15 protein-coding genes are annotated in these 13,789 nt (G+C 69.9%); 9 read left to right on the top strand and 6 right to left on the bottom strand.

Annotated elements, in window-relative coordinates:
- Window positions 1-341 precede the first annotated feature (341 nt).
- From IEZ09_RS34710 to IEZ09_RS34700, 3 genes are all read left to right on the top strand, one after another.
- Window positions 342-542 (top strand): DUF8847 domain-containing protein, encoded by a 201-nt coding sequence (locus tag IEZ09_RS34710; RefSeq protein ID WP_189258049.1) that lies wholly within the window; start codon window positions 342-344, stop codon window positions 540-542.
- An 88-nt stretch (window positions 543-630) separates the two neighbouring features.
- A complete protein-coding gene (locus IEZ09_RS34705) occupies window positions 631-1,545 on the top strand; it encodes a DUF1996 domain-containing protein (protein ID WP_189258048.1) in 915 nt (304 codons plus the stop codon).
- An 88-nt stretch (window positions 1,546-1,633) separates the two neighbouring features.
- On the top strand, window positions 1,634-2,326 hold the full coding sequence (locus tag IEZ09_RS34700; protein ID WP_189258047.1) for a DUF6319 family protein: 693 nt from the start codon (window positions 1,634-1,636) through the stop codon (window positions 2,324-2,326).
- Between the two features lie 261 nt (window positions 2,327-2,587).
- Here the strand turns inward: IEZ09_RS34700 and IEZ09_RS34695 are convergent, their stop codons facing one another.
- The 3 genes from IEZ09_RS34695 to IEZ09_RS34685 all read right to left on the bottom strand — a co-directional run bounded on the left by IEZ09_RS34695 (window position 2,588) and on the right by IEZ09_RS34685 (window position 6,131).
- The gene (locus tag IEZ09_RS34695) at window positions 2,588-4,153 is read right to left on the bottom strand and encodes a tetratricopeptide repeat protein (protein ID WP_189258046.1); all 1,566 of its coding nucleotides are present in this window, start codon (window positions 4,151-4,153) and stop codon (window positions 2,588-2,590) included.
- 102 nt (window positions 4,154-4,255) lie between these two features.
- The gene (locus tag IEZ09_RS34690) at window positions 4,256-4,564 is read right to left on the bottom strand and encodes an ATP-binding protein (RefSeq protein WP_189258045.1); all 309 of its coding nucleotides are present in this window, start codon (window positions 4,562-4,564) and stop codon (window positions 4,256-4,258) included.
- Window positions 4,565-4,628: 64 nt separating this feature from the next.
- Window positions 4,629-6,131, bottom strand: a complete 1,503-nt coding sequence (locus tag IEZ09_RS34685) for an alpha/beta hydrolase (protein WP_229813235.1) — start codon at window positions 6,129-6,131, stop codon at window positions 4,629-4,631.
- Between the two features lie 176 nt (window positions 6,132-6,307).
- On the opposite strand from IEZ09_RS34685, the gene IEZ09_RS34680 reads away from it, so the two are divergent.
- Window positions 6,308-7,177 (top strand): EamA family transporter, encoded by an 870-nt coding sequence (locus tag IEZ09_RS34680; protein WP_229813234.1) that lies wholly within the window; start codon window positions 6,308-6,310, stop codon window positions 7,175-7,177.
- Here IEZ09_RS34680 and IEZ09_RS34675 read toward each other — a convergent pair.
- A complete protein-coding gene (locus IEZ09_RS34675) occupies window positions 7,174-8,238 on the bottom strand; it encodes an ATP-dependent DNA ligase (protein WP_189258042.1) in 1,065 nt (354 codons plus the stop codon). The two genes, IEZ09_RS34680 and IEZ09_RS34675, sit on opposite strands and share 4 nt — an antisense overlap.
- Before the next feature lie 17 nt (window positions 8,239-8,255).
- Window positions 8,256-8,909, bottom strand: coding sequence for a pyrimidine reductase family protein (locus tag IEZ09_RS34670; protein ID WP_229813233.1), 654 nt, complete (start codon window positions 8,907-8,909; stop codon window positions 8,256-8,258).
- A gap of 66 nt (window positions 8,910-8,975) precedes the next feature.
- On the opposite strand from IEZ09_RS34670, the gene zapE reads away from it, so the two are divergent.
- The gene (zapE, locus tag IEZ09_RS34665) at window positions 8,976-9,962 is read left to right on the top strand and encodes a cell division protein ZapE (RefSeq protein WP_189258041.1); all 987 of its coding nucleotides are present in this window, start codon (window positions 8,976-8,978) and stop codon (window positions 9,960-9,962) included.
- Here zapE and IEZ09_RS34660 read toward each other — a convergent pair.
- Entirely contained in the window at window positions 9,883-10,956 is a 1,074-nt protein-coding gene (locus IEZ09_RS34660; RefSeq protein WP_189258040.1) for a M48 family metallopeptidase, read from the bottom strand. The genes zapE and IEZ09_RS34660 overlap by 80 nt on opposite strands.
- A gap of 228 nt (window positions 10,957-11,184) precedes the next feature.
- Here IEZ09_RS34660 and IEZ09_RS34655 point away from each other — a divergent pair, with 228 nt between their 5' ends.
- The 4 genes from IEZ09_RS34655 to IEZ09_RS34640 all read left to right on the top strand — a co-directional run bounded on the left by IEZ09_RS34655 (window position 11,185) and on the right by IEZ09_RS34640 (window position 13,779).
- A complete protein-coding gene (locus tag IEZ09_RS34655) occupies window positions 11,185-11,430 on the top strand; it encodes a DUF3040 domain-containing protein (RefSeq protein ID WP_189258039.1) in 246 nt (81 codons plus the stop codon).
- A gap of 49 nt (window positions 11,431-11,479) precedes the next feature.
- On the top strand, window positions 11,480-13,075 hold the full coding sequence (locus tag IEZ09_RS34650) for an ABC-F family ATP-binding cassette domain-containing protein (protein WP_189258038.1): 1,596 nt from the start codon (window positions 11,480-11,482) through the stop codon (window positions 13,073-13,075).
- A 99-nt stretch (window positions 13,076-13,174) separates the two neighbouring features.
- Entirely contained in the window at window positions 13,175-13,474 is a 300-nt protein-coding gene (locus IEZ09_RS34645; RefSeq protein WP_189258037.1) for a hypothetical protein, read from the top strand.
- A gap of 68 nt (window positions 13,475-13,542) precedes the next feature.
- The gene (locus IEZ09_RS34640) at window positions 13,543-13,779 is read left to right on the top strand and encodes a helix-turn-helix domain-containing protein (RefSeq protein ID WP_189258036.1); all 237 of its coding nucleotides are present in this window, start codon (window positions 13,543-13,545) and stop codon (window positions 13,777-13,779) included.
- Window positions 13,780-13,789 lie beyond the last annotated feature (10 nt).

Below are 13,789 nucleotides of genomic sequence, written 5' to 3'. Positions count from 1 at the left end.
GCCGCCGGAGGTGCTGAGGCCGGGGGACTGGGCCGCGTTCGTGGCCGAGCGGCGCGCGAAATGTGTTGAGCAGCAACGGAAGCGCGGGCTGGGCGAGCGGTGGCTGGAGCATGTTCCCGGGTTCCTGTACGGCGTTCACCTGTTGCGGCAGAACCGAGGGTGACCGGCGGTGCCGGAAGGTGATGGTCGACGCGTGCCGTGGTTCATGAAAGACCTCCCGCGGGCCGACACGCTCGACGAACTGGCCGTTCGGTGGTTCTGCGAGTGAGCCAACCGGCTGTATCGGGGACTGATCCAGCCGCCGACCTCGTAGAATGAACAGAACGCGAGAGGAGGTCGCCATGTCCCAGCCCTATGTGGTGCGGTACGTCGGCGGTCCTCTCGACGGCCGGGTCGACTCGTTGCCCTCCACGCCGGAGGACCCGAAGCAGATCGTCACGTACGTGCATCTGCACGGCGGGCCCAAGATCGTGCACATCTACGAGCTGTCGTACGCGGTCGAGTACGGGTGCGAGTACCGGCTGCGCGCCGAAGAGGCCTGAGCGATCCTCACGTGGACATGTCCGGTCAAGAGGGTTTACCGTTTGTCATGAGAGCGCTCTCACACACTGTGGTGCGAGAGGAGATTCCATGCACGTGCGGATTCGTGGAGCGATCGGCATCGCGGCGGTGGCGGTGTCGCTCGTGGCGGCGGGGCTGGTCGTGGCGCAGCCCGGGGTGTCCCACGCGGGGCACGGGTACGGCTACAGCGCCGAGCAGGCGCGGGCGATGGTCGAGCAGCAGGCGATTCCGGGGTCGGAGTTCCGGGTCACCTGTGCGAGCAGTCATCGCAGGCAGGACGACCCGATCGTCTTCCAGAACCAGTCGGGTGTCTCGCACATGCACGAGTTCTTCGGCAACCGGACGACGAACGCGTTCTCGACGCTGACGTCGCTCAGGGCCGGGACGACGAACTGCGACCCGATCTCGGACAAGTCGGCGTACTGGGTGCCCACGCTGTACAAGGACGGGCAGGCGGTGGCGCCGGACAGCGTGACGATCTACTACCAGGGCATCCACGACAAGGAGAAGGCGGTCGCGCATCCGCAGGGCCTGCGGTACGTGGTCGGCAACGCGAAGGCGACGTCGCCTGAGCAGAACCCGGCCGCGCGGTGGTCGTGCACGACGCAGTCGCCGTCGAACCGGGACTTCCTCACCTGCCCGCCCGGCACCAAGGTCGAGACGTACCTGGACTTCCCGACGTGCTGGAACGGCCGGGATCTCGACTCGCCGAACCACCGCGACCACATGGCGTTCGCGGTCGGGCTGGTCTGCCCCGCCTCGCATCCCGTGGTGGTGCCGCGGCTCGAGTTCCTGATCACCTATCCGGTGAACGGCACCGGGTTGTCGTTGGGAGGCACGGTCAACGGGGTGAACGTGACCAGCGCGCCCGGTTACACGTTCCACGGTGACTTCATGAACGCCTGGGACGCGGCGGAACTGCAACGGCGGGTCAAGAACTGCATCAACGCGGGCTACATCTGCGGGACCGACGGCAATCCGTAAACGATCTTGCTGCCTACCCGGTGCTCAGAATTGTCAGGGGTGTAGGGCATGCTGGGGCACAGGTGTTCGAAAGGCGGGAGGCAGCGCGATGGCGAAGAAGAGCGGGCTGTCGGCGGAGGACGTCGACAGCCTGCGCTCGCAACTGGACGCAGGCACCCAGCCGCTGGTGTGGTTCACGGCGGCCGCGGTGGGCATGGAGGCGGGGAGGTCGGCGAAGCTCCTCGCGTTCACCGAACCCGAGGAGGGCGATTTCATCCAGGTGCGCCCCACCGGGTCGAAGGACGAGATGTCGTTCTCCCCGGCGGAGCTGACGCTGGAGAAGCCCCCGCCGCGCAAGAAGGCGGCGGCCCCACCTCCTGCGCCGCCGGAGCCGCCGCGAGAGACTGAGATCCTCCATCCCTACGTTCCGGAGGCGCCGGTGAAGCCCGCGGCCCCCAAGCCGAAACCCGCCCCTGCCGTTGCCGAGCCCGCTCCCGCTCCTGCCAAGCCGGCGCGCAAGCCGTCTGCCAAGGGAGCCACACCCGAGGTCACGGTCACGCTGGTGACGACGGGCGAGGGCGAGTGGACGGTCGAGGTGCTGCAGGGCACGCGCAAGGCGGTCCGCCCGACCCCGGTGTCGCCGGCCGCCGTGGCGCAGGCCGCGAAGCTGCTCACGCCGGAGGTCGCCGAGATCGTCGAGGGCGTTCTGAACGCGGCGCGTGCTCAGCAGCTCGCCCGCGTGGAGCAGTTGCGCGCCGAACTGGAGGCCGCGCAGAAAGCTCTGGACGAGCTGGGCGCGTAGCGCGGTCACGGGCTGCGACGCCTCGGTGGTTGTGCCGGCGCGTTCGGGTGAGGGGGCTTCCCAGGTCTGGTGCCGGGGCGGACCGTGGGACTCGCGGATGTCCCGCGCAGGTCCGGCTTGGAGGACGGGGAGGCCCTGATGGGTACGTGTGGGTGCTGTTCCGGGTGCACGGGGCCCGGCTGCGGCTGCTGTTCGAGCTGCTGACACGAGATTCGCTCGGAGAGCCTTCCGCGTTCTGGCCGCGGGAGGCTCCCCGACGTCCTATCCGCGTTCGAGAGCTTCGAGTTTCCCGGCCACGTCGGCGGCTTGAGGCGCACCGAGGTCGCGGAAGATCGTGAGCGCTTGCGTCCACGCCTCGCGTGCCTCGCCGGCCTCACCGAGGCGGAGCTGGATGTTCCCGACGCAGGACAAGAGCTCGGCCTCACCGCGCCGGTCGCCGATCTCGCGGCGGACGGCCAGCGACTGCCGGTAGGCGTCCATGGCCTCGTTCAGCTGACCGAGCTGCTCGTAGGTCGCGCCGATGCTGTGGAGCGCGAAGCCCTGTCCGTGCAGATCGCCGATCTCGCGCCTGATCGCGAGCGAGGAGTTCAGGTGCTCGAGCGACTCGTCGAAGCGCCCGAGATCGCGGTACGTCGAACCCAGCCGGTTCAACGTCACGGCCACGCTGCGCTGATTGCCGTCCGCGAGCCGGAGCGCGAGCACGGCCCGGTGGCATTCGAGCGCCCGGTGGAACTGCCCTTGCTTGCGGTAGGTGGAGCCGAGCCTGTCGAGACTGCCGGTGTCGTCGTCGCCGACGGTCCGGCTGACCGCCAGTGACTCCTCGAAGAGCGCGGCGGCCTCGTCGAAGCGCTGGAGGTCGTAGTAGGCCACGCCGAGCGCACTGGTGATCCTGGCACGCTTCCTCTCGTCGCCCAGCAGGCGCGCGGACGACAGCCCGATCTCGTGGGTCGCGATCCAGTCGGTCCACGGCTTGCGCAGGTCGTAGTAACCCCACAGCGCGCCGGGCAACTGCACCGCGAGCGCGTGCTCGCCGAGCTGGGCCGCGCAGCGGACAGCCGCCGCGAGGTTGGCGGCCTCCGTCTCGCACCACGCCAGGGCGTGACCGCGGGTGGTGAAGGGAGCCGGAATGTCCGGCGGTTCCGGCAGAACCACCGGGTGTGGCGTGAACAGCGGCAGGAGGAGGTGGTGGGCGGCGCTGGCACAGTGGAGGTACCAGCAGAGCATGCGACGGGCCGCGGTGTGCCGGATCTCCTCCGCCTCGACGAGTTCGGCGGCGTAGAGGCGCAGCACGTCGTGAAACCGGTAGCGGCCCGCACCGCTCGCCTGCACGAGATGCGCACCCGCGAGCGACTGGAGAAGCCGTTTCGCTTGCGGCAAAGGCACATCGGCGAGCACGGCGGCCACCGGCACACCGAAGTCGGGGCCGGGATGCAAGCCCAGCAACCGGAACAGCCGTGCCTCGGCCGGAGGCAGATTGCGGTACGACCACGAGAGAACCGCGCGGACGGCACTGCTCGCATCCCCGTCGTCACTCGCGAGCAGGTCCAGGCGACCGCGCTCGTCCCCGAGGTCGAGAGCCAGTTCCCGCAACGGAAGGCCGGGCTCGGCCGCGGCTCGTTCGCCCGCCACCCGCAGCGCCAGCGGCAGCCGCCCGCACTGGTCGGCGAGCGTCGCGGCCGACTGCGGTTCGGCGTCCACCCGGCCCGCACCGACGACCTCACGCAGCAGCCGGAGGGAGTCGTTGCAGGACAACAGGTCCAGGGTCAGTCGGTGTGCTCCGTTGCGCGCCACGAGACCGGCGAGGCCACTGCGGCTGGTGACGAGCACGAAGCAGCTGCTCGAACCGGGCAGCAGCGGACGCACCTGGTCCGGTGAGCTCGCGTTGATCGGTAGAGAGCGGCCTGGTCGTCGAGCTGTGGCGTTACCGCGTCACCGGACACGCCGAGTGCGTGCAGGAAGCCTTCCAGCGCCTGGGCCGGTGTGAGCGGAGCAGCCGAGCAGGTCGGCGTACAGCTGGCCGTCGGGGAAGTGGTCGCGGACGCGGTGGGCCCAGCGCACGGCCAAGGCGGTCTTTCCGACTCCTGCGGTGCCGGTGATCGCGCAGATGACCACCGCGGCAGGCGCTTGGGCCAGCAGGCCGTCGAGGTGCTCCAGCTCGTCGTCGCGGCCGCTGAACGGACGGACGGATGGACGGCTGGTGCACGTACAGATCGCCGTGCACGTCCCGGACCTGAACAACGTTGTTCGCGTCGCCGTGAAACAGGTTCGCCGTCTCACCGTCCATGGACGCAACTCAACCAGATCAGGGCGGGCAGACGGTTCCGTTCGACGGCACCTTCGCGTCGATCAGGTAGTCGCGCACGGCCGTCGTGGCGCAGCCGGACAACGTCAGCGCGCCGTGCCCGCTGCCCTGCCAGCCGATCAACGCCGAACCGGGCAGCCGCTGCGCCGCGTGCTCGGTGCCCGCCGCGGGCGTGAGGACGTCGTTGGCCGTGCTGAGCACCACGATCGGCGGGGCGCTCTTCAACGGGTCTACCTTCTCGGTCTTGGGCGGCGGGAACGGGTTGCAGTGCAGCAGCTGGCGGGCGAACAGCGCGCCGAACATCGCGTACTTGCCCTGCCAGTCGGCGGTCAGGGCCTTCACCCGGTCGGGCGGGATTCGGGTCGCCGTGTCGTTGCAGCCGATCACGAGGCCAGAGTCGAAGCGGGGCGGGTTCTCGTCGAGGTCGTTCACGAGCGGGTCGAGCAGCGTGAACAGGCCGCTGCCGTCGCCCCCGCGGGCCTTCCCGATCGCGTCGGCGAGCTGTGGCCAGCGCGCCCGGTCGGCGAGACCGGCCATGATCGCGTTCAGCGCGGAGCCGGGGGTGAGGTCCACGTACTCGCCGCGCAGCCGGCCTGACCGCAGCTTGGTCAGCAGCGCCTGGACGTCCTCGCGCGGGTTCGCCAGTGCGCAGCCGCGGGTCTTGCAGTCGCGCGCGAACGCCTCGAACGTCGCCTCGGTCGCCGCGGCACGGGACTCCAGCACGCCGACCTGGTCGAGCGTCGGGTCGGGCGCGCCGTCGAGCACCGTGCGGCCGATGCGGTTCGGGTAGCGCTGGGCGTAGGTGGTGAGGACGCGGGAGCCCTCGCCCAGGCCGATGGCGTTGAGGCGGTCGGTGCCGAGGTAGTCGCGGAGACGGTCGAGGTCGGCGGCCGCACGCCACGAGTCGAACGCGGTCAGCCGGCCTTCGAGGTCGAGCACGCACTCCTGCGACGCCTCACCGGCGGCGACGACGAGGCTCGACTGCTCCGCCTCGGCCGGGTCGTACTCGACGAGCTGTGCGCGCGTTGCGGGCGGCACGCACGACACGCCGTCCGAACGGCCCGTGCCGCGCCGGTCCATGCCGATGATCGTGTACGTGCTGAGGACGTCCTTCGGCAACGACGCCGCGAGCCGCGCGGCCTTGACCGTGCCCGGCTCGCCTGCGGGGTCGTTCACGACGACCAGCGCGCTCTTGCCCGTGCCGACGCGCATCAACGCGATGCCGAGGGTGCCGCGGCCAGGACGGCCCGGCGGGTCGAGCACGACCGTCATGCGCGCGCATTCGTAGGTCTGGTCGCCCTGCGGAGCGTTGGCGCCGAGGCGGTCCTTCATCTGCTCGTTGCACGGTGACCAGCCGAGCGAGTCCTTCTTGTACTCGCTCAGCGGCGGCACGGGCTGCGGCCCCGCGAGCGCGCTCTGGTCGACCGGCTGGTTGTCCTCGCCCTTGACCGCGATCACCGGCCGGGTCGAGGGTCCCGCGCTGCACGCCGTCAGCACGCTCACTGCCAACAGGGCCAAGGCAGCGCGACGCACAGATGTCCTCACTCTCATTCACACTCCGACACAGCGAGCCTCGCATGTTCAAAGTGAGGCGGAGGTGAGTGTGATCCGTGTGTGTTGGCTCACCGGTGCGCATATATCGGATGCCTCGCCCGAAAGCCCTGAGTCAGGATGGGCCCATGGCTCACGCTGATCGGCTTCCCGTCGCCCGCTTGATGGGCGGCATCCCGCCGACAGCGCTCGTGCTGCTCGGCATCGTCAGCGTCCAGGTGGGCGCGGCCGTCGCGAAACAGCTGTTCACGGTCGCGGGCGCGGCGGGCACCGTCACGCTGCGGCTGGTCGTCGCCGCGCTCGTGCTGGTCGCGATCTGGCGGCCGTCGCTGCGCATGGACCGCCGCACGCTCGCGGTCGTCGTGTCCTACGGCGTCGTGCTCGCCGCGATGAACCTCTGCTTCTACCTCGCGCTCGAACGCATCCCGCTCGGCGCCGCCGTGACGATCGAGTTCCTCGGCCCGCTGGCCGTGGCGGTCGCGGGTTCGCGGCGCTGGCTCGACGGCCTGTGGGTGCTGCTCGCGGGGGTCGGCGTGGTGCTGCTGACCCGCGTGCAGGGCGGTCTGGCGTTGTCGGGCGTGCTGTTCGCGCTGGCAGCGGGAGCGTGCTGGGCGGCGTACATCCTGGTCACGGCCAAGCTCGGCGCCAAGACCACCGACGGCAAGGGCCTCGCGCTCGCGATGGTGGTGGGCTCGGCGGTCGCGTTGCCGTTCGGCATCACGTCCTCCGGCACCGCGATGCTCGACCCGGTCGTGCTCGCGGCGGCGTTCGCGGTGGCGCTGATGTCGTCGGTGATCCCGTACTCGCTGGAGCTGGAAGCGTTGCGGCGCATGCCTCCGCGCGTGTTCGGGATCCTGATGTCGCTGGAGCCCGCGGTGGCCGCGCTGGCCGGTCTGGTGCTGCTGGGGGAGCAGCTCAAGCCGGCGCAGTGGGTCGCGGTGTGTTGCGTCGTCATCGCCTCGGTCGGGGCGACGCGGTCGGCGCGGCCGGACGTCTAACGGGCGCGGAGCTCGCCCTTCAGCACCGAGGCCACGTCGTAGCGGGCCGGGATCTCCAGCTGGTCGTAGCGGCACGACAGCGGCTCGCGGTCGGGACGCCACCGCGCGAACTGGCCGTTGTGCCGCAGCCGCACGGGGTGCTCGCCCTCGGTCTGGGTGTAGTGGATCTCCAGCACCCGCTCGGGGCGCAGCGCCACGTACTCGGCCTGCTTGCCGCGCCACCGGTTGATCTCGCCGGGAATCCGCTGGCCCGGCTGGGGATTCGCCCACGGGTGGTCGTCGGACTCGGTGATCAGCGGCGCGAGCTCGGTGGCGAGCTCGCGGCGTTCGGCGGCCTTGAACGAGCCGCAGACGCCGATGTGGTGCAGCAGGTCGTTCGAGTCGTAGACGCCGAGCAGCAACGAGCCGACAGCGGTGCCCGGCTCGGTGTCCTTGTGCCAGCGCAGGCCCGCGAGGACGACATCGGCCGTGCGCGCGTGCTTGACCTTGATCATCGTGCGCTTGCCCGGCGTGTACGGGCCGTCCGCGGGCTTGCCCATCACGCCGTCCAGGCCGGCGCCCTCGAACAGCGTGAACCACTCGCGCGCGGTCTCCACCGAGGTGGTCGCGGGCGTGATGTTGAGGTCGGGGATCTTCAGCAGAGCCTCGCGCCTCGCCACGGTCGGCGACTCCAGGAGCACCTCGGATCCCAGGGCCAGCAGGTCGAACGCGACGAACGTGGCCGGCGTCGACTCGGACAGCAGCGCCACGCGCGAGGCCGCCGGGTGGATGCGTTCGGACAACGCGTCGAAGTCGAGCTCGTCGTTGCGCGCCACGACCAGTTCACCGTCGACGACCGCGCGCTCGGGCAGCACCTCCAGCATCGAGGCGACGACCTCGGGGAAGTACCGGTTGAGCGGCTTGCCGCTGCGGGACTGCAGGAAGACCTCGTCACCGGAGCGGAACACCACGCAGCGGAAACCGTCCCACTTCGGCTCGAACACCAGGTCCGAGGAGTCCGGGATGCCGTCCACCGCGGTGGCGAGCATCGGCTGCAGAGGTGGCGTCAACGGTAGGTCCACGCGCACATCCTGCCTCTTCAGCTGGAATTTCGCCGCTGATACCGCAGCAACAGCACGTCGTCCGCGCGCAGCACCGAAGCGAGCGCGAGATCCACGGGCGGCACCACGGGCCCGACCGCGATCCGCCCAGCGTCACCCACCGCCAGCAGCGGCGACACCGTGAGGTTCAGCCCGTCCACCAGTCCCGCGGCGATCATCGACCCGAAGAGCTTCGGCCCGCCCTCCAGGTTGATCTTGTGCAGCCCTCGTGCCGCGAGCTCGGCGACCGCGACCTCCAGGTCGACCGCCTCGTCACCGGTGACGATCACGTCGGCGGGCAGTTCCGGCAGCTGCGCGCTCGCGCAGGTGATCACGATCGGAGGCACCGCGCTGTTCGTGAACAGCGGCAGGTCGGGCGTGAGCGTCCCGCGTGCCGTGACCACGGCGATCGGCAGCGGCCGCTCCCGCCGCGCGGGCCGATATCCCTCGACCAGCACGGTTCCGGCCCCGACCAGCACGACGTCCGCGAGTTCGCGTCCGAGCAGGTAGATCTGCTTGTCCGCGGGCGAACCGAGCCCGGCGGACCGTCCGTCGACCGACACCGCACCGTCCACGCTGGACACGAAGTTCGCGATGACCCACGTGCGGCCCTCGGGATACGCGTAGAGCGACTCGAGGGCTGTGTCGGTCATCTCAACGCCCGGTGAGGGCCACAACATCTGCACGAACACATCCCATCACGCCGATAGGCTGCGGGCATGCGCTTGTCCGACCGGGATCCCCAGATCGGGGCTGACGAACTGATCGAGAACCTGGTGCCGCCACCGAGGTTCGACCACGTCAGCTTCGACAGCTACATCCCCAACCCGGACGAGCCGAGCCAGGCCGCCGCCGTCGAGGCGTGCCGCCTGTTCGCCGCGCGGGTGAGCGTTCGCCGCAAGAAGTGGTCGCTGTTCGGCGGCAAGGAGGACGAGGGCAAGCTCGGCCTCTACCTCGACGGCGGCTTCGGCGTCGGCAAGACCCACCTGCTCGCGTCGCTGTGGCACGCCGTCCCCGGCCCGAAGGCGTACGGCACGTTCGTCGAGCTGACCAACCTCGTCGGCGTCCTGACCTTCCCCGAGGCCGTGAAGCGGCTGTCGAACCACAAGCTGCTCGCCATCGACGAGTTCGAACTCGACGACCCCGGCGACACCATGCTGATCACCCGCCTGATCAAGGAACTGACGGCGCAGGGCGTCTTCATCGCCGCCACCTCGAACACCCTGCCGGACAAGCTCGGCGAGGGCCGGTTCGCCGCCGCCGACTTCCTGCGCGAGATCCAGTCGATGTCCTCGAAGTTCGACGTCGTGCGCGTCGACGGCCCCGACTACCGCCACCGCGGCCTGCCCGACGCGCCGCCGCCGATGTCGTCCGACGAGCTGGAGACCAAGGCCGGTGCGCTGCCGGGCTCGACGATCGACGACTTCGACGACCTCTGCAAGGCGCTCGCCCGCATCCACCCGTCGAAGTACGGGCGGCTGCTGGACGGGGTGACCGCCGTGCACCTCAAGGACGTCAAGCCGGCACCGGACCAGAACGTCGGGCTGCGGCTCGTGGCGTTCGGCGACCGGCTCTACGACCGCGACATCCCGGTCGCGGTGTCGGGGCAGCCGCTGTCGGAACTGTTCACCGACGAGATGTTGCGCGGCGGGTACCGGAAGAAGTACCTGCGGGCGGTCTCGCGGTTGGTCGCGCTAAGCCGCTGACCAGGCGATGTCCCGGCCCGCGCGGGCGTAGAACCGGTGCAGTTCTGCGTCGATCTTCGCGGAGTCGGCATCGCTGAGCACCACCGCGGGGTCGGTGTGCGGCCATGACCGCACGATCCGCGCCCGCAGTCCCGTCTTCGGTGACGGACTTCTCCAGCGCCTCCGCCGCGTCTCGCGCGGCCCGCCAGGCGTCCGCCGCCTCCCGCCACCGCGCCGCACCCGGATGGTTGCGCCGGGCCGTCTCGGCATTCGCCTGCGTGCCGCGTTCGGCGGCCGCGATCGCCCCGGACAACTGCCCGGCCATGGCGAAGTCGATCATCAACGCCGCCACCGCCGAGGTCCCTGCCAGGCGCACGGCGAGGGCGTCGGCGCAGTACTCCGCCCGCTGGTGGTCCCGCGCCGCGACGGCCACGACACCGGTGCCGATCAGCACGAACACCCTCTCCAGCAGCAGCTGGAACGGCCACAACGCCCGCTCGGCGAGCTGGGTCCACAGGTTGTCGCCGACGAACGACTCGGAGGGCCGCACCAGGTCCGCCAGGATCAGCGGCGTCCTCACCGCGGGGGAGGTCAGCACGCCACGCGCCGGGTCGCCGTTCACGAAGTGCCCGAACTCGTGCCCGAGCACCGCCACCCGCTGCTGGGGCGTGAGCACCCCGAACAACGGCAGCCCGACGATCAGCGTCCGTCGCCGCCGCAGCCCGTGGGTCCCGGCCGAGGCGTTGAAGCGGGCGTCGAGCGCCACCCGGTCGGGCAGCGGGGCTCCCGCCGCGGCGGCGACCCGGTCGAGCAGCGCGAAGAACGTCGGCGCGTCGTCGCGGCGCAGTGCGTGCCACACGTCGCCCGCACGCCCCAGCCTGGGCCGCAGCGCCCACGCCACCAGCAGGACCGGGATGCCGGCGACGATCGAGAAGAACGACGGGAAGTCGCGCAGCACGAGCCAGCCGCCCAGCACGGCGAGTCCGGCCACCAGCGCGACCAGCACCGCGGACACCGCGACCAGCGCGGCCCGCGCCGCGGTCCACTCCGGCCGGGTGGGCGGCGTGCCCTCGTAGGCGGCGTACTGCGCGGCGTCGAGTCTGATCGCGAGCTTCTTCGAGAATCCCCCCAGGCATGCGCGGGAGTATGACTGACTGACTGCGGGTTTGACTGCGGCGGCATCCGAGTATCCACTGGGTGACGAGCGGGAACGATGCCGTCCCGATGTCTTCCGGAGGCACCCATGCTGAGTGAGGCCGAACGTCGCTCGCTCCAGGAGATCGAGCAGCGGCTGCTAGCCGAAGAACCCAGACTCGCGCGCACCATGAGCCGCCAGGTCCGGCCGTGGCTGTTCTACCTGCTGCTGCTCGTGTTCGGCGGACTCACCGTGCTCCTGATGGTGATCAGCGCGTTCGGTCCCGCGTTCCAGTGCCTGCTGGTCACGGCCGCCGCGCTGGTGTTGCGCCGCTACCCGATCCGCCTCCGGTAGCCGGAAACTCGCTGGCGTCCGCGCCGGGCGACCCCGGACCATCACCGGCGTGGGTTATCTGGAAGCGAACGGGCTCGCGTACGCGCTGCCGGACGGCAGGGAGCTGTTCCGCGACGTCTCGTTCAGGGTGGGCGCCGGCACCGTCGTCGCGCTGGTGGGCGCGAACGGCGTGGGCAAGACGACGTTGCAGCGCATCCTGTCCGGCGAGCTCGCGCCGAAGCAGGGCAGCGTGCACGTGCAGGGCGGGCTGGCCGTCATGCCCCAGTTCATCGGTTCGGTCCGCGACGACTCGCTCGTCCGAGACCTGTTGCTCTCCGTCGCGCCACCGGCGCTGCGCGACGCCGCCGAGGAGCTCGACCAAGCCGAGCTCGCGCTGATGGACACCGACGACGAAACCACCCAGATGCGTTACGCCAACGCCCTCACCGCCTACGGCGAGGCAGGCGGGTACGACATCGAGGTTCTCTGGGACACCGTCACCGTTCTCGCGCTCGGCCTGCCCTATGACCGCGCACGGTTCCGTGAGGTGCGCACGCTTTCCGGCGGCGAACAGAAACGCCTGGTCCTGGAAACCCTGCTGCGCGGCCACGAACAGGTGCTCCTGCTCGACGAGCCGGACAACTACCTCGACGTGCCCGGCAAGCGCTGGCTGGAAGAGCGACTCAAAGCCACCGACAAGGCCGTGCTGGTCGTGAGCCACGACCGCGAGCTGCTGGCCAACGCCGCCACGCACGTCGTCACCGTCGAAGCGCACTCCGCGTGGACGCACGCCGGGTCGTTCTCGACCTGGCACGGCGCCCGCCACAAGCGCATCGAGAAGCTGAAGGAAGATCACCGCCGCTGGAACGAGGAACACGAGCGCTTGAAGGAGCTCGTGCGCACGTTGCAGCAGCAGGCCAAGTACTACGAGTCGATGGCACCGAAGTACCGGGTCATGTGTGGTCGTCTCGAACGGTTCGAGGAAGCCGGCCCACCGCCGGAGATCCCCACCGACGAGAAGGTCAACCCTCGGCTGAAGGGCGGTCGCACCGGCGTTCGCGCGATCACGTGCGAGCAGCTGGAGCTGACGGGGTTGATGAAGCCGTTCTCGCAGGAGATCTTCTTCGGCGACCGCGTCGCGGTGCTGGGCTCGAACGGCTCGGGCAAGAGCCACTTCCTGCGGCTGCTGGGTGGCGACGACGTCAGGACCTCCGGCACGTGGAAGCTCGGCGCGCGGGTTGTGCCGGGCCTGTTCGCGCAGACGCACGAGCACCCCGAGTGGATCGGCCGGACGCTCGTGGACATCCTCTGGCACGGCGACGACCAGCGCGCCGGCCGCGATCGGGGCGCCGCGATGTCCGTGCTCAAGCGGTACGGGCTCGACAAGGCGGGCGACCAGCGGTTCGAGAACCTCTCCGGAGGTCAGCAGGCGCGGTTCCAGATCCTGCTGCTGGAGCTCTCCGGCGCCACCTTGCTGCTGCTGGACGAGCCGACGGACAACCTCGACCTGGCGTCGGCGGAGGCGTTGCAGAACGCGCTGAACGACTTCGAGGGCACGGTCGTCGCGGTGACGCACGACAGGTGGTTCGCGCGGTCGTTCGACCGTTTTCTGCACTTCCGGGCGGACGGCCGGGTGTCCGAAGTGGACGAGCCAATGTGGACGTAGTGTCCGAAACTGCCGAAAGATCTTGCGAACGCCTTGTGGGAACAGGGAACGCCAGCGAATGTGATCACGCATTCGTTGGTGTTCTCCTTGGAGGTAGTTGTGCGCAAGAAATCCGGCAGGACCGTGCGGACGGTGGGCGGTGCGCTCGCCCTCGCGCTGGGAGCCGGGGTCGTTCTGGGGACCGTGCCGGCGCAGGCCGACTGGTCCATCTATCCGATCCAGCTCGGTTACCGCGGCAGCGCGCGGCCTTCGGACGCCGCCGCGCAGAACGAGACGCGACCTGCCGCTGACCGGGAGTGCTTCTCGAAGTACGGGTTCCGTGCTCGCGGAGTGACGCCTCTCTGGCTGGTCAGCAACAGCGGCAACTGGTACCAGTACTGGCGCTGCGACACCAACTGACGGTCTCAGCGTTTTCACCCGAACGAAGGCGCTGCTGGGAGTGACTCCAAGCCATAGCGTCAAAGGCTATGACTGCGTTCACCTCCACCGCCTACAGCCGGGACCTCGGCGATGAGCTGCGCCGGTTGCGTGAGACCTGCACGGGCCTGAACGGCCGTAATTTGGCCAAAAAGCTTGGATGGGATCCAAGCAAGGTGTCCAACATCGAGCACGGTCGGGCCCGTGCCAGCGAGATCGACCTGGTGCAGCTCTTCACTGTCGGGCTTCAGGTGATGGTTGACGGTTTGGCTTCACCTGATCCTTGACGTCGGACCT

Origin of the sequence: Lentzea flava (assembly GCF_014648475.1) — a bacterium.
GTDB lineage: Bacteria > Actinomycetota > Actinomycetes > Mycobacteriales > Pseudonocardiaceae > Lentzea > Lentzea flava.
This window is presented reverse-complemented; position numbering and strand designations above follow the sequence as displayed.

Bases quoted from the DNA above. Each gene is read 5' to 3' on its own strand.
- IEZ09_RS34700 (WP_189258047.1), top strand. From the start codon at position 1,634: ATGGCGAAGAAGAGCGGGCTGTCGGCGGAGGACGTCGACAGCCTGCGC.
- IEZ09_RS34670 (WP_229813233.1), bottom strand. From the start codon at position 8,909: ATGACCGACACAGCCCTCGAGTCGCTCTACGCGTATCCCGAGGGCCGC.
- IEZ09_RS34705 (WP_189258048.1), top strand. From the start codon at position 631: ATGCACGTGCGGATTCGTGGAGCGATCGGCATCGCGGCGGTGGCGGTG.
- IEZ09_RS34655 (WP_189258039.1), top strand. From the start codon at position 11,185: ATGCTGAGTGAGGCCGAACGTCGCTCGCTCCAGGAGATCGAGCAGCGG.
- zapE (WP_189258041.1), top strand. From the start codon at position 8,976: ATGCGCTTGTCCGACCGGGATCCCCAGATCGGGGCTGACGAACTGATC.
- IEZ09_RS34680 (WP_229813234.1), top strand. From the start codon at position 6,308: ATGGCTCACGCTGATCGGCTTCCCGTCGCCCGCTTGATGGGCGGCATC.
- IEZ09_RS34640 (WP_189258036.1), top strand. From the start codon at position 13,543: ATGACTGCGTTCACCTCCACCGCCTACAGCCGGGACCTCGGCGATGAG.
- IEZ09_RS34710 (WP_189258049.1), top strand. From the start codon at position 342: ATGTCCCAGCCCTATGTGGTGCGGTACGTCGGCGGTCCTCTCGACGGC.